The sequence below is a fragment of the Streptomyces sp. NBC_01089 genome, assembly GCF_045162975.1.
Taxonomy (GTDB): domain Bacteria; phylum Actinomycetota; class Actinomycetes; order Streptomycetales; family Streptomycetaceae; genus Streptomyces.
Genome location: NZ_CP108660.1, coordinates 6,875,960 through 6,895,176, shown reverse-complemented (window position 1 = coordinate 6,895,176; position 19,217 = coordinate 6,875,960). Strand labels below are relative to the sequence as shown.

General features: G+C 70.8%; 19 protein-coding genes. 7 read left to right on the top strand and 12 right to left on the bottom strand.

Translation table 11 applies throughout. The features are described 5' to 3' along the window. The first annotated feature begins 5 nt into the window (after positions 1-5). From OG510_RS31000 to OG510_RS30985, 4 genes are read left to right on the top strand one after another with little or no spacing between them, the layout of a single operon-like run. Entirely contained in the window at positions 6-950 is a 945-nt protein-coding gene (locus OG510_RS31000; protein ID WP_406141150.1) for a PDR/VanB family oxidoreductase, read from the top strand. Positions 951-979: 29 nt separating this feature from the next. Continuing rightward, on the top strand, positions 980-1,204 hold the full coding sequence (locus OG510_RS30995) for a recombinase-like helix-turn-helix domain-containing protein (RefSeq protein ID WP_164265744.1): 225 nt from the start codon (positions 980-982) through the stop codon (positions 1,202-1,204). Position 1,205: 1 nt separating this feature from the next. Further along, on the top strand, positions 1,206-2,210 hold the full coding sequence (locus OG510_RS30990; protein ID WP_406141148.1) for a Rieske 2Fe-2S domain-containing protein: 1,005 nt from the start codon (positions 1,206-1,208) through the stop codon (positions 2,208-2,210). Continuing rightward, the gene (locus OG510_RS30985) at positions 2,207-3,589 is read left to right on the top strand and encodes an MFS transporter (RefSeq protein ID WP_406141147.1); all 1,383 of its coding nucleotides are present in this window, start codon (positions 2,207-2,209) and stop codon (positions 3,587-3,589) included. Before OG510_RS30990 ends, OG510_RS30985 begins: the two co-directional genes overlap by 4 nt. Here OG510_RS30985 and OG510_RS30980 read toward each other — a convergent pair. After that, positions 3,502-4,056 (bottom strand): MarR family winged helix-turn-helix transcriptional regulator, encoded by a 555-nt coding sequence (locus tag OG510_RS30980; protein WP_406141146.1) that lies wholly within the window; start codon positions 4,054-4,056, stop codon positions 3,502-3,504. The two genes, OG510_RS30985 and OG510_RS30980, sit on opposite strands and share 88 nt — an antisense overlap. A gap of 185 nt (positions 4,057-4,241) precedes the next feature. On the opposite strand from OG510_RS30980, the gene OG510_RS30975 reads away from it, so the two are divergent. After that, positions 4,242-4,913 carry a FadR/GntR family transcriptional regulator gene (locus OG510_RS30975; RefSeq protein WP_164265741.1) on the top strand — a complete coding sequence of 224 codons (672 nt, stop codon included), beginning with the start codon at positions 4,242-4,244 and terminating at the stop codon, positions 4,911-4,913. Between the two features lie 93 nt (positions 4,914-5,006). Here the strand turns inward: OG510_RS30975 and OG510_RS30970 are convergent, their stop codons facing one another. From OG510_RS30970 to OG510_RS30950, 5 genes are read right to left on the bottom strand one after another with little or no spacing between them, the layout of a single operon-like run. After that, entirely contained in the window at positions 5,007-6,041 is a 1,035-nt protein-coding gene (locus tag OG510_RS30970) for an ABC transporter permease (protein ID WP_406141144.1), read from the bottom strand. Continuing rightward, a complete protein-coding gene (locus OG510_RS30965; protein WP_406141142.1) occupies positions 6,038-7,573 on the bottom strand; it encodes a sugar ABC transporter ATP-binding protein in 1,536 nt (511 codons plus the stop codon). The genes OG510_RS30970 and OG510_RS30965 overlap by 4 nt, the downstream gene beginning before the upstream one ends. Positions 7,574-7,575: 2 nt before the next feature. Beyond that, complete coding sequence (locus OG510_RS30960; RefSeq protein ID WP_406141141.1) at positions 7,576-8,613, bottom strand: sugar ABC transporter substrate-binding protein; 1,038 nt, start codon at positions 8,611-8,613, stop codon at positions 7,576-7,578. A 48-nt stretch (positions 8,614-8,661) separates the two neighbouring features. Then, positions 8,662-9,441 (bottom strand): SDR family NAD(P)-dependent oxidoreductase, encoded by a 780-nt coding sequence (locus OG510_RS30955; protein ID WP_406141139.1) that lies wholly within the window; start codon positions 9,439-9,441, stop codon positions 8,662-8,664. Next, a complete protein-coding gene (locus OG510_RS30950; RefSeq protein WP_406141137.1) occupies positions 9,438-10,763 on the bottom strand; it encodes an enolase C-terminal domain-like protein in 1,326 nt (441 codons plus the stop codon). The genes OG510_RS30955 and OG510_RS30950 overlap by 4 nt, the downstream gene beginning before the upstream one ends. A 286-nt stretch (positions 10,764-11,049) precedes the next feature. Between OG510_RS30950 and OG510_RS30945 the strand changes: the two genes are divergently transcribed. Beyond that, on the top strand, positions 11,050-12,213 hold the full coding sequence (locus tag OG510_RS30945; protein ID WP_406141136.1) for a PAC2 family protein: 1,164 nt from the start codon (positions 11,050-11,052) through the stop codon (positions 12,211-12,213). Between the two features lie 136 nt (positions 12,214-12,349). Here the strand turns inward: OG510_RS30945 and mshC are convergent, their stop codons facing one another. The 4 genes from mshC to OG510_RS30925 all read right to left on the bottom strand — a co-directional run bounded on the left by mshC (position 12,350) and on the right by OG510_RS30925 (position 15,854). Continuing rightward, positions 12,350-13,579, bottom strand: coding sequence for a cysteine--1-D-myo-inosityl 2-amino-2-deoxy-alpha-D-glucopyranoside ligase (gene mshC, locus OG510_RS30940; RefSeq protein WP_406141134.1), 1,230 nt, complete (start codon positions 13,577-13,579; stop codon positions 12,350-12,352). 141 nt (positions 13,580-13,720) lie between these two features. After that, positions 13,721-14,539, bottom strand: coding sequence for an SCO1664 family protein (locus tag OG510_RS30935; RefSeq protein ID WP_406141132.1), 819 nt, complete (start codon positions 14,537-14,539; stop codon positions 13,721-13,723). Next, on the bottom strand, positions 14,503-15,093 hold the full coding sequence (locus tag OG510_RS30930; protein WP_164265732.1) for a DUF3090 domain-containing protein: 591 nt from the start codon (positions 15,091-15,093) through the stop codon (positions 14,503-14,505). Before OG510_RS30930 ends, OG510_RS30935 begins: the two co-directional genes overlap by 37 nt. A gap of 74 nt (positions 15,094-15,167) precedes the next feature. Further along, positions 15,168-15,854 (bottom strand): histidine phosphatase family protein, encoded by a 687-nt coding sequence (locus OG510_RS30925; protein WP_406141131.1) that lies wholly within the window; start codon positions 15,852-15,854, stop codon positions 15,168-15,170. Between the two features lie 104 nt (positions 15,855-15,958). On the opposite strand from OG510_RS30925, the gene corA reads away from it, so the two are divergent. Further along, complete coding sequence (gene corA, locus OG510_RS30920) at positions 15,959-16,951, top strand: magnesium/cobalt transporter CorA (protein WP_406141129.1); 993 nt, start codon at positions 15,959-15,961, stop codon at positions 16,949-16,951. A 102-nt stretch (positions 16,952-17,053) separates the two neighbouring features. Here corA and OG510_RS30915 read toward each other — a convergent pair whose 3' ends face one another. Beyond that, positions 17,054-17,845, bottom strand: coding sequence for a ferritin-like domain-containing protein (locus OG510_RS30915; protein WP_406142641.1), 792 nt, complete (start codon positions 17,843-17,845; stop codon positions 17,054-17,056). Positions 17,846-18,123: 278 nt separating this feature from the next. Next, complete coding sequence (locus OG510_RS30910) at positions 18,124-19,173, bottom strand: LLM class F420-dependent oxidoreductase (RefSeq protein WP_406141127.1); 1,050 nt, start codon at positions 19,171-19,173, stop codon at positions 18,124-18,126. Between the last annotated feature and the right edge of the window lie 44 nt (positions 19,174-19,217).

Below are 19,217 nucleotides of genomic sequence, written 5' to 3'. Positions count from 1 at the left end.
CCACCATGGACGCGCCCAGCGAGCCCCGGCTCGAACTCCTTGTCCGCACCATGACCCTGGAGGCCGACGGAGTCCTCTCGGTCGGTCTCGTCCACCCGGACGGCAAGCCGCTGCCGGCCTGGGAGCCCGGCGCCCATCTCGATCTGGAGATCGGCGGGCTGACCCGGCAGTACTCGCTCTGCGGGGACCCGCACGACCTGTCCTGCTACCGCATCGGCGTACTCGACGAGCCGTCGTCGCGCGGCGGTTCACGGTATGTGCACACCCGGCTGCGCCCCGGCCAGCGGGTCACGGCCACCGGCCCGCGGAACCACTTCGCGCTGGACGGCGCGGAGCGTTACGTGTTCATCGCGGGCGGCATCGGCATCACCCCGATCCTGCCGATGGCCCGCGAGGCCGAGCGGCGGTCGGTCCCGTACACCCTGGTGCACGGCGGCCGGACCCGGGCCTCGATGGCCTTCGGCGCGGAGCTGGCGGTGCTCGGCGGCGATGTGCTCCGGCATCCGCAGGACGAGCTGGGGCACATCGACCTGGCGGCGGCGCTGGACGGCGTGGGGCCGGGCACGCTGGTCTACTGCTGCGGGCCCGAGCCGCTGCTCGCCGCCGTGGAGGCGGCCTGTCCCGCCGGGCTGCTGCGGGTGGAGCGGTTCGCCGCACCGGCCGTCGAACCGTCCGGGGACGACACCGCCTTCGACGTGGAGTGCCGGGCGTCCGGCGTCACCGTCACGGTCGGCGGCGACACCTCGGTCCTGGCGGCCGTCGAGGCCGCGGGCATCCCCGTCGGCAGCTCCTGCCGGGACGGCATCTGCGGGACCTGCGAGACCCGGGTGCTCCAAGGCACCCCCGACCACCGGGACTTCGTACTCAGCGACACCGAGCACGCGTCGAACGCGACCATGATGATCTGCGTGTCGCGCTGTGCGTCGGGCCCTCTCGTACTCGACTTGTGAACCCCCGACCCCCTTCTGGAGGCACCGCGATGACCACCGACTGGCCCTACCTGGACGTGCACCAGTCACGCACCCATGAGCCCACCCCCTACGAGTACCGGCTGGCCTCGGCACTGGAGGAGGTCTTCACCCGCGAGGGCCACGAACTGGCCGACGTCGTGAGGGGGCTCAACGCCCGCCAGGTGCACTCCCCCGACGGCACCCCGTGGACCGAGCAGTCCTTCCGCGCCGAGATCAACCGACTGGGAGCGTGACATGACCACCCTGACCGCCGACCACATCTACGCGACCGGGCTGCGCAACCAGTGGCACCCCGTCGTACCGTCCCGCTTCGTGGCACCGGGCGCCATGCGCAAGGTCACCGTGCTGGGTGAGCAGTGGCTGCTGTTCCGCCGCTCCGACTCGACGCTGAGCATGCTCGCCGACCGCTGTCCGCACCGCGGCGCACCGCTCTCCCTGGGCAAACACCTGGGCGACCGGGTGGCCTGCTGGTACCACGGCCTGGAGATCGAGACCGACGGCACCGTCTCGTCGGTGCCCGGGCTGCCCGGCTGCAATCTGGAGGGCAAGAAGCTCGTCAGGAGCCTGCCGGTCCGTGAGGTGGGCGGGGCGGTGCTCGCGTACTTCGGCGACGACGAACACCCGGAACCCGCGCCGCTGACCCTGCCGGAGCCGCTCACCGACCCGGAAACCGACTCGTTCCTCTGCTACGCGGAGTGGAACGGGCCCTGGCGGTACGCGGTGGAGAATCTGCTCGACCCGATGCACGGCGCGTTCCTCCACCACGAGTCGCACACGATGTTCGACGGGGACACCACGGCCAAGTTCCGCATCCGCGAGACGGACCGCGGCTACTTCTTCGAGAAGACCGACCAGCGCGGCGTCAACTTCGACTGGGTGGAGCTGTGCAGGACCGGCGTCGACTGGGTCGACCTGTCGATCCCCTATCCGCCGTCGGCGGGCCCCGGCGGGCCGTTCGGCATCGTCGGGATGGTCTGCCCGGTCGACGAGAACCGTACCGGTGTCTTCTTCTGGCGCTACCGCAAGGTCGAGGGCTGGCAGCGGGACAGCTGGCGCTTCCTCTACCGGACCCTGATCGAGAAACGCCACTGGGAAGTGCTGGAGCAGGACCGGGAGATGCTGGAGGCCATGCCGGCCGACGCCGACCAGCGGGAGAACCTGTACCAGCACGACCTGGGGGTGGTCAGGCTCCGCCGGATGTACCGGGCGGAGGCCGAGGCGCAGGCCGCGCCGAGGTGATCACCCGCCGCTGGCTGGGCGTTCTGAGCCTCCTGGTCATCGTGCTGATCTCGTACATCGACCGGGTCAATGTGTCGGTGCTGATCACCGACCGGGCCTTCACCGGTCATTTCGGGATCACCGGCGACCGGGTGGCGCAGGGCGCCCTGATGACCGCCTTCCTCGTGGGGTACGGGCTGGCCGCGTTCTTCCTCACCCCGCTGTACGAGTCCGTCCTGGGGGTGCGGCGCGGCCTCCTGCTGAGCGTCGCCCTCTGGTCGGTGCTCACCCTGGTCTCGCCCTACGCGCTGGGCGCGGTCGTGCTGGTCGTGCTGCGCGCCCTGCTCGGCACGGCGGAGGGACCGCTGTTCTCGCTCAAGACGATGTACGTGAGCGAGCACTTCGCGCCCGGCGCCGTGGGCAAGCCCAACGCGGTGACCTCGATGGGGGTCTCGCTGGGGACCGCGGTGGGGCTGCCGCTGATCACGTATCTGGTCGACCGTTTCGACTGGCACAGCTCGTTCCTGCTGCTCGCCGCCCTGAACGCGGTGGTGGGGCTGCCGCTGGTCGCGCTCTTCGTCCGGGGACGGGGCACCCGGCACACGGCGGGGACGACCGGGGCGAAGGGGGCGAAGGGGGCGACGGGGCCGACAGGTGCGCCGGGCACGACGAGCGCGAGCGCGACAGGGACAGGCGGGACGGCGGCGCGCCGGTCGTTCGGGGCGACGCTCCGGCAGGCCCTGCGCACACCGCGGCTCGTGGTCATCCTGCTGATAGAGATCGCCACGCTCGCGTATCTCTGGGGCAGCAGCGCCTGGCTGCCGTCGTACCTGCTCCAGGAGCGCCACTTCTCCCTTGCCGCGATGGGGGCGGTGGCGTCCCTGCCGTTCCTGCTGAGCCTCGCCTCCGGCTTTCTGGGCGGCTGGCTGCTTGACCGGCTGCCGCCGCGCCGTCTCCCGCTGCTGTTCGTCGTGGGCAGCATCGGGACCGGGGGCTGCGTCCTGCTGGTCATCGGAGCGGACTCCGCCTGGCTCGCCGCCACCGGGCTTGTACTCGCCAACGGCTTCTGGGGGCTGCAGGGTCCGGCGATCCCGACGCTGGTGCAGCAGGCCGCGCCCGCCGGCGCGGTCGGCAGTGCCTACGGGGTGGTGAACGGGATCGGCAACCTCGTCTCGGCCTTCATGCCGATGGCGATGGGCGCCGTGATGGGCCTGCTCGGCGGCCGGGGGTTCGCGGCCGGCTACGCGCTGCTGGCCGCCACCCAGTTGGTGACGCTGGTGTGCGGCGCCCGGCTGCTCCTCCGGCCGGTCGCTCAGCCCGGCGCGGAGCCCGGCTCCGCCCCGTCGACGTCCGATTCGGTGATGGACCGCTCCAGCCTGGACAGCAACCGGGCCAGCTGACGGCACTCCGCCGGGGTGAGGCCGCCGAGCATCCGTCGTTCGTTGTCGAGATGCTCGGCGAACACCTCGTCCACCCTGGCGAGCCCGGCGTCCGTCAGACGTGAGTAGACGACCCGGCGGTCCTCGGCGTCGCGTTCCCTGACGATCAGGCCGTCCTTCTCCAGCCGGTCGATCCGCAGCGTCACCCCCGCCGACGAGACCAGCCCCGAGTCGGCGAGCTGGCCCGCCGTCAGCCGGTAGGGCGCGCCGGCCCTGCGCAGCGCGGTCAGTACGTCGAAGCCCGCGACCGAGAGCCCGTGCCGGTCGATCGCGGTGGTGAGCCTGGTGCTGTACCGGAGGAAGGTGCGGTGCAGCCTCGCCAGGACCTCCAGGGGCGCGGTGTCCAGCTCCGGGCGCTCCCTCGCCCAGTCCGCCACAATGGACGCGACAGCATCGTGATGTGCCCCCGCCGCCTTCTTCCCGGCCATGCGCCGCAGCCTCCCTGTCACCGCTCACAACGTCATACAAGGATGAAATCTTAGCCCTGAAATATGTCGGCCCGCACAGGGGCCACGGCCCGATCCGGCCGCAATACCCGGACCCGCGTGCGCGAGGGGCCCCGGAGGAGCCATAATCAGCAGATACATCGGATGTCTGTTGAGGCGAGGTTCCCATGGCTGTGACCGACGAGGCCATCGAGAAGATCAAGGAAATGATCGTCTCGGGCGCACTGCGGCCAGGCGACCGGCTGCCCAAGGAGAGCGAACTCGCCGCCGAACTCGGCCTCTCGCGCAACTCGCTGCGCGAGGCGGTGCGCGCGCTGTCGCTGATCCGCATCCTCGACGTGCGCCAGGGCGACGGCACCTACGTCACGAGCCTCGATCCGCAGCTGCTGCTCGAAGCCATGAGCTTCGTCGTGGACTTCCACCGGGACGACACCGTGCTGGAGTTCCTGGCCGTACGCCGCATCCTGGAGCCGGCCGCCACGGCGATGGCCGCGCACCGGATCGGCGAGGAGGAGCTGGAGACGCTCAGCGCCCAGCTGGACGCGCTCGGCCCGCAGCCGTCCGTGGAGGAGCTGGTGGCCTGCGACCTGGAGTTCCACCGGGGCATCGTGCAGAGCTCGGGGAACTCGGTGCTCTGCTCCCTGCTCGACAGTCTCTCCGGACCCACCACCCGCGCGCGGGTGTGGCGCGGGCTGACCCAGGAGGACGCGGTGAGCCGTACCCTCCACGAGCACCGCGCCATCCTGACAGCGCTCAGGGACCGGGACGCCGAAGCGGCCAGGTCCTGGGCGACGGTGCACATCGCCAGCGTCGAGCAGTGGCTGCGCTCGACCCTGTGAGCCTGCGCCCGTGAGTACGGCGCTCCGCGGAGCGAGTACGGCGCAGGGCGGGGCGGGGACGCTCCGGCGTCCCCGCCCCGCCGAGCGCCCGGGTCAGTCCTGCTCCTCGCCGCTCGCGAAGCGGGAGGCGATCAGCGCGATGATGATGATCGCGCCGTTGAGGAACGTCTCCCACTGGCCGGGCACCCCGGCCAGCGTCATCACATTGACCACCAGCTGAAGCGCGAGGACACCGGTGAGCGCCCCGAAGATGGTGCCGCGGCCGCCCTTCAGACCGATGCCGCCGATGACCGCGGCCGCCATGACCTGGAAGATCATGTCCTTGCCCTGGGCCGCGCCGACCGAACCGTAGTGGCCGGTGTAGAGGATTCCCGCGAAGGCCGCGAGCAGCCCGCCGATCGCCAGCACGATCCAGGTGACCCGGTCCACCCGGATACCGGCCGCACGGGCCGCCTCCGGGTTGCCGCCGATCGCGTACAGCGACCGGCCGTGCCGGGTCCAGGCCAGCGCCGCCCCGCCGACGGCGAACAGCGCGAGGCAGATCCAGACCGCGGCGGGCGCACCGAGCCAGGAGGCCCGGCCCAGGTAGCTGAACGAGGACGGGACCTCGATGATCGACTTGCCCTCGGTGATCCCGATGTGCAGCCCGCGGAGCATCATCAGCATGCCGAGCGTCGCGATGAAGCCGTTGACGCGCAGCTTCAGCATCAGGAAACCGTTGAACGCGCCGATCGCCAGACCCGCGAGCAGGCAGAGCGGGATAGCCATCCAGGTGGGCAGCAGCCCGAGGCCGGTGAACCGGTCGCCCGACGAGGGCAGCACCAGCCACAGCGCGATGACCGGCGCGATACCGATCGTCGACTCCAGCGACAGGTCCATCCGCCCGCAGATCAGGATGAACGCCTGGGCGAGCACCAGCAGGCTGAGTTCGGACGACTGCTGGATGACGTTGATCAGGTTCTGGGACGTCAGGAACACCGGAGAGACGATGAACCCGATCACCATCAGCACCAGGATCACCGGCACCAGCGAGAAGTCGCTCCAGCGGACCAGCGCCAGCCTGGCGCGCACCGGGCTCAGCTGACCCCCGGTCTCCTCGGCCGCTGCCGGCCGGATCGTGTCGGTCATGCCCGCTCCCCCACACCTTCCATGGCGGCGACCAGTTCCCCGTCCGTCCACCCACTGTCGTATTCGGCGACCACCCGCCCGTGGAAGAGCGCGACCACCCGGTCGCACACGCGCAGGTCGTCGAGTTCATCGGAGATGATCACGGCGGCGTTGCCCTCGTCGGCGACCCGCCGCACCACGCCGAGGAGCGAGTCCTTGGACTTGATGTCCACACCGGCTGTCGGCCGTACCGCCACCAGCGTGCTGGGGTTGCGCGCCAGCGCGCGGGCGACCACCACCTTCTGCTGGTTGCCCCCGGAGAGCCCCGAGACCTTCTGGTCGGGTCCGGTGGTCTTGATGTCCAGCGAGGCGATCATGCCGCTCGCGAACTCCCTGGTACGGGAGGGGAGTACGGTCCCCCACGGCCCCAGCTGGTCGGCGACCGTCAGCGTGGCGTTCTCGGCCACGCTCCGCTCCAGGACCAGGCCCTGGCGGTGCCGGTCCTCCGGGATGTAGCCGATCCCCGCGTTCAGGGCGTGCGGCACACTTCCGGGCCGGACGGCGCGGCCGCGGACCGAGACCCGCCCCGCGGTGGCCTTGCGCATCCCGACGAGCGTCTCGCCCAGCGCGGTGTTGCCGCTGGCCGCCGCGCCCGCGATACCGAGGACCTCACCGGGGTGCACCGCGATGTCGAGTGGCTCGAACTCACCCTCGACGGCGAGCCCTTCGGTCCGCAGCACAGGACCGGCCCCTCCGGCCTTCGCGTCCTGCTTCCCGCCGGACGCCGCGTGCCAGGCGACCTTCGCGGCAGCCGCCTCACCGGTCATCGCCGCGACCAGATCGGCCTTGCCCAGTTCGGCGACGGGCGCCGTCAGGACGTGCCGGGCGTCGCGGTAGACCGTCACCGCGGTGCACAGCTCGTACACCTCCTGGAGGTGGTGCGAGATGAAGAGGAACGCGACCCCCTGGCTCTGGAGGTCCCTGAGCTTGCTGAACAGGCTCTGGATCCCCCGCGCGTCGAGCTGCGCGGTCGGTTCGTCCAGGATGATCAGCCGGGCGCCGAAGGAGAGCGCGCGGGCGATCTCCACGAACTGCACCTGCTCGACGGAGAGGTCCTTCGCCCGGGTGTTGGGGTCGACGTTCACCCCGTATTCGCCGAGCAGCGCCGCGGCCCGCTTGCGCAGCCCCGGCCAGCTGATCCAGCGGCCTCCCTGCGCACCGCGGCCGGTGCCGAAGTTGTTCAGGAAGAGGTTCTCGGCGACGGTGAGATCGGGGACGGCCATGGACTTCTGGTAGACGCAGGCGACCTTCGACTGCCAGGCCATGGTGTCGCCGAAGGCGGGCGCGGGCTCACCGCTGAAGGTGACCGTGCCCGCGTCCGGCTTGTGGAGTCCGGTGATGACGCTGACGAGGGTGGACTTCCCGGCGCCGTTGCGCCCGACCAGGGCGTGCGACTCACCGGGCTTGACTGTCAGGCGGACATCGTCGAGCGCGACGGTGGGACCGAAGCGCTTGACGATGCCCTGCGCATGAACCGCGGGTGCATCGGACATGGTCAGTTCTTCTTCCCCAGCTGGTTGGCCCACAGCTTCGGGTCGTTCACATTGGCCTTGGTCACGAGCGGCGCGGGGAGCTGGTCCTCGAAGCCGTTCGGGATCTTGATGATGTGGGAGTCGTGGTCGGTCGCGCCCACCTTGAAGGTCTTGCCGTCGACGGCCGCCTTGGCGTAGTACAGCGCGTACTTCGCGTACAGGTCGGCGGGCTGGGAGATGGTCGCGTCGATCTTCCCGGCCTTGATCGCGTCGAACTCCTCCGGGATGCCGTCGTTGGAGATGATCGTGATGTGGCCCTTGGTGCCGGCCGGCTTCAGCAGCTTCTTCTGCTCCAGGAGCGCGAGCGTGGGCTGCAGGAAGACACCGCCCGCCTGCATGTAGATCCCGTTGATGTCGGGGTTGGCGGCCAGGGTGGACTGGAGCTTGGCCGACGCGACGTCGCCCTTCCAGTCGGTGGCCAGCTCGAAGACCTTGATCTTGGGGAAGTTCTTGGTCATGCACGACTTGAAGGCCACGGAGCGGTCCCGGCCGTTGATCGACGACAGGTCGCCCTGGAACTCGACGACCTTGCCCTTGCCCTTCAGCTGCTGGCCGAGGTACTTGCAGGCGTTCTCGCCGTACGCGCGGTTGTCGGCGCGCACCACCATGTAGACGTCGCCCTTGTCGGGGCGGGTGTCGACGCTGATGACGGGGATCTTCTTCTTGTTGAGGCTCTGCAGGGTCGACGCGATGGCCCCGGTGTCCTGCGGCGCCATCACCACCGCCTTGGCTCCCTGGTCGCTGAACGTCTGGACGTTGGCGACGAGCTTGCCGATGTCGTTCTGCGAGTTGGTCAGCGGGAGCGCCTTGACCTCACCGGCCGCGACGCCCTTCTTGATGTACTGCTGGTAGGAGTTCCAGAAGTCGCTGTCGCTGCGCGGCAGGTCGATGCCGACCTTCTTGTCGTCCGAGCCGCTGCCGGAGTCGCGATTGCAGCCCGCGAGCGCGGTCACGGCCAGCAGTACGGCGCAGGCCGCCGCACTCGTTGTACGCACCTTCATTGGTGTCCCGTCCCTGGATAGTGGCGCTTGATGTATCAGTGCGTGTGCTCAGCCGGCGGCGGGGCGCAGGCGCAGTCCCTGCATTCCGCCGTCGACCGCGAGTGCCGTCCCGGTCACGGCGGCGGCCACGGGGCTCGCGAGGTAGAGGACGGCCGCCGCCACCTCTTCGGCGGTGACCAGCCGGCCGGTGGGCTGGCGGGCGTTGAGCGCCGCGCGCTCGGCGGCCGGGTCGTCGGCCTGGCCGAGCAGCCGGCCGACCCACGGGGTGTCCGCGGTGCCGGGGTTGACGCAGTTGACCCGGATGCCTTCCCTGACGTGGTCGGCCGCCATCGCCAGGGTCAGCGAGAGGACCGCGCCCTTGCTGGCGCTGTACAGGGCGCGCTGCGGCAGTCCGGCGGTCGCGGCGATCGAGCAGGTGTGGGTGAGCGAGACACAGCCCGGCCGGGCGGCGGCCGAGCGGCGCAGGTGCGGCAGCGCGTGGCGGGCGGTGCGGACCATGCCCAGTACGTTGATGTCCAGGACCCGCTGCCACTCGTCGTCGGGGTTGTCGGCGACGGTGCCGACGGCTCCGATGCCCGCGTTGGACACCACCGTGTGCAGCGCGCCGAATTCGGCGGCGGCCGCGTCGACAGCCTCCCGTACCGCGCCGTCGTCGGTGACGTCCGCCTCGATCGCGAGGGTGCCGTCCGGTGCGCCCTCGGTCTCGCGGTCGAGTACGGCGACCCGGGCGCCGCGGGCCAGCAGTTCGGTGGCGATGGCGGCTCCGATACCGGAAGCTCCGCCGGTGACCAGGGCGCCGAGCCCTTCGAAGTCGCGTGCAGTGGTCACGAGTTGACCTCCTCGGTGGTGCGGCGGGCCTGCCAGACGGGCCCGTCGGGATAGCGGTGCGCGGCGAGTGATGCGGGGTGCATCCGGGCGGAGAAGCCCGGCGCGCGGGGCGCCAGGTAGCGTCCGCCCTCGATCACCGCGGGGTCGGTGAAGTGTTCGTGCAGATGGTCGACGTACTCGATGACGCGGTCGTCCTGACTGCCCGATACGGCGACGTAGTCGAACATCGCCAGGTGCTGGACCAGCTCGCACAGCCCGACGCCGCCCGCGTGCGGGCAGACCGGGACGCCGAACTTGGCCGCGAGCAGCAGGATCGCGAGGTTCTCGTTGACACCGGCGACCCGGGCCGCGTCGATCTGGACGAAGTCGACCGCGCCCGCCTGGAGCAGCTGTTTGAAGACGACCCGGTTGGCGACGTGCTCACCGGTGGCGACCTTCACGGGCTGCCCGGATCTGACCGCGGCGTGGCCGAGGATGTCGTCGGGGCTGGTCGGCTCCTCGATCCAGTGCGGGTCGTACGGGGCGAGGGCGCCCATCCACCGCAGCGCGTCGGCCACGTCCCAGCGCTGGTTGGCGTCCACGGCGACCCGGATGCCGGGGCCGACGGTCGCGCGGGCCAGCTTCATCCTGCGGACGTCGTCGTCCAGGTCGGCGCCGACCTTCAGCTTGATCTGCCCGAAGCCGGCGTCGACCGCCTCCCGGGCGAGCCGTACCAGCTTGTCGTCGGAGTAACCGAGCCAGCCGGGCGACGTGGTGTACGCGGGGTAGCCGTCGGCACGCAGCAGGGCGGCCCGTTCGGCGCGGCCGGGCTCGGCGGCGCGCAGGATGGCGAGGGCCTCGTCGGGGGTGAGCGCGTCGGTCAGATAGCGGAAGTCCACGAGGGAGACCAGCTCCTCCGGTGTCATCCCGGCCAGGAACTCCCAGACCGGCTTGCCCGCCGCGGTGGCCGCCAGGTCCCAGGCGGCGTTGATGACCGCGCCCGCCGCCATGTGCATCACCCCCTTCTCGGGGCCGAGCCAGCGCAGTTGCGAGTCATGGGTGAGGTCGTGGTGCAGCGCGGCGAGCCCGGCGGCGGTGAGCGGCGCAGGCCGCCCCTCGACGTACGGCCGAAGTGCTTCGATGGCAGCGGCGATGACGTCGTTGCCCCGCCCGATGGTGAAACAGAAGCCATGTCCCGCGACACCGCCCGGCGCATCGGTGCTGAGCACCACATAGGCCGCGGAGTAGTCGGGGTCCGGGTTCATGGCGTCCGAGCCGTCGAGCTGTTCCGAGGTGGGGAATCGGATGTCGTGGACCTCGAACCCCGTGACGGTCGGACTCATCCACACTCCCTTGGTAAGAACCGTTAAGAACATCGGACCTTTAATTTGTCATCCGATGTATAGCCCTGCACATGCCACACCGTCCAGGGGTGGGACGAAATTTGCCGGTACAGCTCGGATGAATCGGTTCGATTTGGGCAGGATCTCGGAATGGCTCGTCCAGGCTGCCGGGCGGACACCGGCGTGAACAGGGGTGTGCGGCGGGCTGTGCACAAGGGCTGCGTCCGGGTACCCGGGAAGCCGTAAGGTTGATGCGTAAGAGAAGAACTTCGGAGGGAGGCACTGGGTGATCGAGCTCGAGGGGGTTCCCGAGCTGATCGACCCGGTCATGGTGGCCGCGTTCGAGGGCTGGAACGACGCCGGCGACGCAGCCTCCACCGCGGTCGCCCACCTGGACCGGGAGTGGAAGGGCGAGGTGTTCGCGGCGCTCGACGCCGAGGACTACTACGACTTCCAGGTCAACCGGCCCACGGTGTGGCTGGACGGCGGGGTACGCAAGGTCACTTGGCCGACGACCCGGCTCTCGGTGATCCGGGTGACCGGCGACAAGCCACGCGATCTGGTACTGGTCCGCGGGATCGAGCCGTCCATGCGCTGGCGCTCGTTCTGCAACGAGATCCTGGGCTTCGCCCATGAGCTGGGCGTCGAGATGGTGGTGATCCTGGGCGCGCTGCTCGGCGACACCCCGCACACCAGGCCCGTACCGGTCAGCGGGGTCACGTCGGACGCGGATCTGGCCAGGACGATGGACCTGGAGGAGACGCGGTACGAGGGCCCGACCGGCATCGTCGGCATCCTCCAGGAGGCGTGCACCCACGCCGGTGTACCGGCGGTGAGCCTGTGGGCAGCCGTCCCGCACTATGTGTCACAGCCGCCCAATCCGAAGGCGACGCTCGCCCTGCTGAACCGGCTGGAGGACCTGATCGATCTGCGGATCCCGCTGGGCGAACTGCCCGAGGACGCACGGGCCTGGCAGGTCGGCGTGGACCAACTGGCCGCGGAGGACAGCGAGGTGGCGGAGTACGTCCAGACGCTGGAGGAGGCACGCGACACCGCGGAGCTCCCCGAGGCGTCCGGCGAGGCCATCGCCAGGGAGTTCGAACGGTATCTGCGGCGCCGTGATGGCGGGCCTGGTCCCGGTCAGGCCGGCGGCCGTGCCACGGACGGCGGCGAGGCCGGCAGCTATCTGCGGGACAGCTCGGGCCCCGGCAGCCGCTCCCGGCCCCCGAAGCCGCAGCGGCCGGACGCGGGGACGAGCAGGCCCGCGGACGGCAGGCCCGCCGACGGCAGCCCCTCGGACCACAGGCCCACGGACGGCAAGCCATCGGACGAATCGGACGGCACATCCCGGGGCGGCGCGTCCTCGGATGACCCCTCCCCGGACGGCACATCCACGGACGGCACATCCACGGGCGATGAGAACGGCCCGGAGGATTCCTCCGAGGAGTGACCCCTCCCGGAAAACGGTGACCCGTCCGGGACATCGAGAGCATCCCGGCGGAACGGATATCGCCCCCGGACTCCACTGCTGGAGTCCGGGGGCGATGTCGTAGCGGTACGCGTCCTCGCGCTACGGGCCCACGGGGCTACAGGGCGACCCCGAGCAGGGCGTCCACGGTGCGCGACACCAGACCGGGCGCCCCCTCGTCCGTACCGCCGCCGGACTGCTGAAGAGCGGCCCAGCGGTCGACGGCGCGCAGCGCGGCCGGTGCGTCGAGGTCGTCGGCGAGTGCCTGCCTGATCTCATCGACCAGGGCGTCGGCCGACGGCCCGTCGGGCCGGGAGACGGCGGCGCGCCAGCGGCCGAGCCGCTCCACGGCGTCCGCCAGGACCTGGTCCGTCCACTCCCAGTCCGAGCGGTAGTGGTGGGCCAGCAGGGCGAGGCGGATCGCGGCCGGGTCCACACCGTCGTGGCGCAGCTTCGACACGAAGACCAGATTGCCCTTGGACTTGGACATCTTCTCGCCGTCGAGCGCGACCATGCCCGCGTGCACATAGGCGCGGGCGAACGGGTGCTCGCCGGTCAGTACCTGGGCGTGCGAGGCGCCCATCTCGTGGTGCGGGAAGGCGAGGTCGGAGCCGCCGCCCTGGACGTCGAAGCCCATCCCGAGGTGGTCGAGGGCGATGGCCACACACTCGATGTGCCAGCCGGGCCTGCCGCGGCCCAGGGAGCCGCCGTCCCAGCTCGGCTCGCCCTCGCGGGCGCCCAGCCAGAGCATCGGGTCGAGCGGGTTCTTCTTGCCGGGCCGCTCGGGGTCGCCGCCGCGCTCGGCCGAGAGCAGCCGCATCGCCTCCGCGTCCAGGTTCGACACCTCGCCGAAGTGCGCGTCGCTCTCGACGGAGAAGTAGACGTCGCCGTCGAGTTCGTAGGCGGCGCCGATGTCCCGCAGCCGTTCGACGAGCGGCACGATGCCCGGTATGGCCTCGACCGCTCCGATGTAGTGCTTCGGCGGGAGCATGCGCAGCGCGGTCATGTCCTCGCGGAAGAGTGCCGTCTCGCGCTCCGCGAGCTCGGTCCAGTCCTCACCGTCGCGCACGGCCCGCTCCAGCAGCGGATCGTCCACGTCGGTCACGTTCTGCACGTAGTGGACCTGCCGCTTGGTGTCGAGCCACACGCGCTGAACGAGGTCGAACGCGTTGTAGGTCGCCGCATGACCGATGTGGGTCGCGTCGTACGGAGTGATGCCGCAGACGTAGATGCGGGCGACGGGGCCGGGGTCGAGGGTGACTCGTCCGCCGGTCGCGGTGGAGTGGATCTGGAGGTCGGCGCCCTTGCCGGGCAGGGCGGGAACCTCAGAAGCGGGCCAGGCATACATGACACGAGCGTAACCGGACGTCAGTTCCGAGAACGAACCGGAGTACTGACGTTGGCCGAATCGGCACTCTTGCGCGAGTGCGGTGGGTACGTGCTAAGGCGCGGCTGCGATCCGGCCTGATCCCAACGAAAGGGAATGGCTCTAGACGGGCGGCCAGGGGGTCGCCGGCCAGTCACCGCTCGGGACGGGGTGCCGTCCGGCCTCCCTGAGCGCCTCCACGCGCCCCCGCAGCGCTTCCAGCTCCGCCCCGGTGATAAGCCCCGCCAGGCGCTCCGCGAGCCCTGTGCCGGGCGCCAGCTCCCCCGCGAGCTTGTCCAGTACCCGGGCCGTCTCCGGAGTCAGCGGTTCGCCCGCCCACCCCCACAGCAGGGTCCGCAGTTTGTCGTCGGCGTTGAAGGTGACCCCGTGGTCGATGCCGTAGAGCCGGCCCTCGCCGGTCGGCAGCAGATGGCCGCCCTTACGGTCGCCGTTGTTGATCACCGCGTCCAGCACCGAGAGCCGCCGCAGCCGCTCGTCGTCGGCGTGCACCAGCAGCGCCGTCCGCCCCTCGCCCACGTCGGCGAAGCCGATGGCCTTCCAGCCCTCGGCGGGCTCGTCGTCCTCGACGAGTGCCAGCAGCGACGGCTCCGACTCGGACTCGATCCACAGCTGGCACATGCCGTCGCCGTACGGCCCGTCGCGCAGCACCGTCGGCGGGACGAACCCCCACCCGGTCGCCTCGGAGACCTCGTACGCCGCCACCTCGCGCTGGGCGAGCGTCCCGTCGGGGAAGTCCCACAGCGGCCGTTCACCGGCGACCGGCTTGTACACACAGGCCGCTTCCCGGCCCTCGTACGCGACCGTGCAGTACAGCACCGCGTTCGATGCCTCGCGCACCTGGCCGCGTACCGTCAGTTCCCCCTCCAGGAGGAGCCGGGTGGCCGTCACGCCTCCCTGCGGTATCCGTTCTGGCGCGGGCATACGTGTCCCTCCGGGTCGAGCGGCAGGCTGCACAGGGGGCACGGCGGCCGCCCCGCGTTCACTACGTCGAGCGCGCGCTTGGCGAAGGCCCTGGCCTGCGCGCCGGTCAGCCGGACGCGGAGCATCGGCGGGCCGTTCTCGTCGTCCTGGAGGAGCCGCTCCTCGGCCTCCGCGAGGTCTTCATCGGTGTCGGCGTCGAGCTCGACGAGTGCCTGCGCCTCGATGATCATGCGCTGTTCGTCGCCGTCCCAGGCCAGCGCCATGGTGCCGACGCGGAACTCCTCCTCGACCGGTGCGTCCAGCGGGGCGGTGTCACCGGCCTCGGAAGGGGCGACCGCCGGCACCGGGGAGTTCCCCCCGGTCCTGCGCACTACTTCGTCGAGCAGCTCGTCGATGCGCTCGGCGAGCGCGGCCACCTGGGTCTTCTCCAGCGCCACGCTGGTGGTGCGGGACCCGGACGACGCCTGCAGAAAGAACGTACGGCGCCCAGGCAGCCCGACCGTACCGGCAACGAAGCGGTCCGGTGGGTCGTAGAAGTACACCTGACGGGACACGTCCTGATCTCCATGGGGGTTCGGCTGCGGGGGTGATCCGGTTTACGGCCCGCCCACCCTACTGCGCGGATCGATCACGGCGCGCCCGCGCCACCACCGACAGCCGCGTCCGATCCCGAACCGCTCTCGCGCGGCGCCAGCGAGCCGAACTCACCGGTGTCGCCGAGGCGCAGGACGAAGGGCCGCACCGCGGTGTAGCGGATCGCCGTGAGGGAGCAGGGGTCGACGTGGATCCGCTGGAAGAGGTCGAGATGCATACCGAGGGCGTCGGCGATCACCGACTTGATGATGTCGCCGTGCGAACACATCGCGTACACCGCGTCCTCGCCGTGTTCGGCGTCGGTCCTGGCGTTCCAGTCCCGTACGGCGTCGACGGCGCGCGCCTGCATCGCGCGCATCGACTCACCGCCGGGGAACGCGGCGGACGAGGGGTGCTGCTGCACGGTCTTCATCAGCGGCTCGTCGCCGAGTTCGGCGAGTTTGCGCCCCGACCAGTCGCCGTAGTCGCACTCGCTGATGCGGTCATCGGTGTGCAAGGTCAGCTCCGGCCGTGCGGCCAGCAGCGGCGCGACGGTCTCGCGGCAACGCTGCAGCGGGCTGGTGACGACGGCGGTGAGCGGCAGCCCGGCCAGCCGGTCCGGCAGCGCGGCCGCCTGGGAGACACCCCGCTCGTCGAGGGAGACTCCGGGCATGCGGCCCGCGAGCACCCCGGAGGTGTTGGCGGTGGAGCGTCCGTGCCGTACAAGAATCAGCGTGGCCATGGCGGCCAGCCTAGAGCGTACGGACGGGCTTGTGGTGGCCGGTACGGCGGGGACCGGCCGGGATACGGCCCCCGCGCGTGCACGGGCGGCGCGGTCAGGGAAGAATGCGCGCCGTGATTGTCGATTGCGCCATCTACCGGGACGGACGCCGTATCGAGGGGCCTGCGGATCTCTCCGACGCCCTCGCCGAGGCACGCGCGGACGGGAACGCCTTTCTCTGGGTCGGGCTGCATGAGCCGACGCAGCAGGAATTCGACCTGGTCAGAAGCGAGTTCAAGCTGCACCAGCTGGCCGTGGAGGATGCCCTGCGGGCCCATCAGCGGCCCAAGCTGGAGGTCTACGACGAGACTCTCTTCCTGGTGCTGAAGCCGGTGATGTACGACGCGGAGAGCGACGCCGTGACCACCGACGAGCTGATGGTCTTCCTCGGCGACTCGTTCGTGGTGACGGTGCGGCACGGTGCGGGCGCCCCGCTCGCCGCCGTACGCAAGCGTCTCGAGCAGGAGCACGATGTGCTCAAGCACGGCCCCACGGCCATCATGTACGCGGTGAGCGACACGGTCGTCGACCACTACATCGATGTGGCGGCCGAGCTCCAGACCGACCTGGAGGAGCTGGAGGCGGAGGTCTTCGCGCCCAATGGCGGCGACTCGAAGAACGTCGCGTCGCGGATCTACACCTTCAAGCGGCAGGTGCTCGAATTCCGCCGTGCCTCCGGGCCGCTGGCGGCCCCCATGGCCCGGCTCGCGGGGGCGGGGGTGCCGTTCGTGCACGAGCACTCGCAGCCGTTCTTCCGGGATGTGGGCGACCATCTGACCCGCGCCAACGAGCAGGTGGAGGGGCTGGACCGGCTGCTGTCCGACATCCTCTCCGCGCATCTGGCACAGATGGGCGTACGGCAGAACGACGACATGCGGAAGATCTCCGCGTGGGCGGCGATGGCGGCGGTGCCGACCATGGTCGCCGGTATCTACGGCATGAACTTCGAGCACATGCCGGAGCTGAAGTGGACCTGGGCCTATCCGGCGGTGATCGCGCTGATGGTCGCGGTCGTCTTCGCCCTGCACCGGCAGTTCAAGCGGCGCGGCTGGCTCTGAGGCGGCTCAGGCGGCGCGGCCGGCTCAGCGGCGCGGCCGGCTCAAGGGCAACGGGCAGGACAACGCGGGCCGGGGCCCGGGGTCCGGGGTCCGGGGTCCGGCTCAGGCGAACTCCGCCGCGTGCGGTGCGGGCGGTCCGCCGAGCGCGTCGCGCCGCTCGGGCATGGCGAGACTGACCGACCGGCGCCAGCCGCCCGCACGCTCGAACCCGTACAGCCCCCGGACGCCCGCTGCCAGCACGGCCGACTTGGCGCCCGGCCAGCCGAGGAGTGCGCCCATCCGCTCCATCACGGCCAGCCCCACCTCCCGGTAGACCCGGATCTCCTCCAGCGCGCTCTCCCGCAGCACGGCGTGGATGGTGCGGGCGTGGCCCTGTGCGGCCAGGCGCAGCAGTTCCTCGTGGCAGTAGGCGAGGTGGTTGTCCTCGTCCCGGCAGATCATGCGGACGGCCCGGCCGATGTCCGGCTGGTCGCCCAGATACCGCACCAGCGTGTTCATCTGCTCCGAAGCGCGCTGTTCGGTGACCCTGCTGTGTGCGAGGTAGACGATGATGTCCCGCTCGGTGAGCCGCTCGCTGCCGTGCAGCGTCCGGTGGCTCAGGCCGACGCCGCGGCGTTCGAGCAGCATCGTGTAGTCGGCCTCGGCGGGCACCTCGACCGGGTCGAGGCCGCGCTTCTTGAGCAGGGCGTGGAAGATCCGGCCGTGTTTGTCCTCGTCGGCACCGTGCCGGGCGATCTTCGGCGCGAGCGCGCTCATGCTCTCCGGGGCGAGCTCGGCGATCCGGCCGTTCTCCCAGCCGCCCTGGGCCTCGCCGCCGGCCGCGATGGAGCAGAAGAGCCTGAAGGCGTCATCGCTGTCGACGATCTCCTGGAAAATGCTCCGCGCCGAAAGCACCACGCCACCTCCATGCCGATACCTGACGGTCCGAGTCAAATGCGATATCGGCGGCCCGGCAATGCGAGCCCCCGGCCGTTCGGCCGAAAGGTGGTGCGCGCGCCTGTCGCCCGGAGGCGTAACCCAGCGGCCCCTGAGGCGTTGTTCAGCGCGACGGCCGTGGCGGGGAAGACCCCCCGAGCCCCCACCACGGCCGCGGACTTCCTCCGGCGCCCCCAGCCGTTCCGCAGCGGCCCCGCCGCTGTTCCGCTTACGCGAGTGCGGCCCGCTTGTTCCGCTTACGCGAGTCCGGCCCGCTCCAGCGCCTCCGTACCGGCGCGCAGCCCCGCCACCCGCTCGTCGAGCGTGAACCCGGCGGGGGCCAGCGTCAGCGTGGTCACCCCGGCCGCGGCATAAGCCTGCATCCGGTCGGCGATCCGCTCGACGGACCCGAGCAGCGTCGTCCGGTCGATCAGCTCGTGCGGTACGGCGGCGGCTGCGCCGTTCTTGTCGCCGCCCAGATACTTCTCCTGGATATCGGCGGCCTCCTTCTCGTACCCCATGCGCTGCGCGAGCTTGTTGTAGAAGTTCTGCTTACGGCTGCCCATACCGCCCACGTACAGGGCGGTGTACGGGCGGAACGTGTCGGCCAGCGCCTCTACGTCGTCGCCCACCGCGAGCGGCAGGGTCGGGCAGACGTCGAAGCCCTCCATCGTCAGCCCGGCCTTCTCCCGGCCGGCCCGCAGCGGGCTGATCGCGGTGGACTCCAGGTGCTCGGCCGAGGGGAAGATCAGCAGGGCGCCGTCGGCGATCTCACCGGTCTGCTCCAGGTTCTTGGGGCCGATCGCCGCGATGTAGAGGGGGATGTGCTCGCGCTGCGGGTGGACGGTGAGCTTGATGGGCTTGCCGGGGCCTCCGGGCAGCGGCAGCGTCCAGTGCTCGCCCTCGTACGACAGGCGCTCGCGCGACATCGCCTTGCGGACGATCTCCACGTACTCCCGGGTGCGCGAGAGCGGCTTGTCGAACTTGACGCCGTACCAGCCCTCGGAGACCTGCGGCCCCGAGACGCCGAGTCCGAGCCGGAAGCGGCCGCCGGAGAGCGAGTCCAGGGTGGCCGCGGTCATCGCCGTCATCGCGGGCGCCCTGGCCGGGATCTGGAAGATCGCGGAGCCCACGTCGATCCGCTCCGTCTTGGCGGCGACCCAGGAGAGCACGGTCGGCCCGTCCGAGCCGTACGCCTCGGCCGCCCAGCAGACGTCGTAGCCGAGCCGGTCGGCCTCCTGAGCCACGGCGAGATTGTCGCCGTCCATCCCGGCGCCCCAGTAGCCGAGGTTGATTCCGAGCCGCATGACCGCTCCCTTACCAATGAGTAACGTCCCTGTCGCGGGGACTC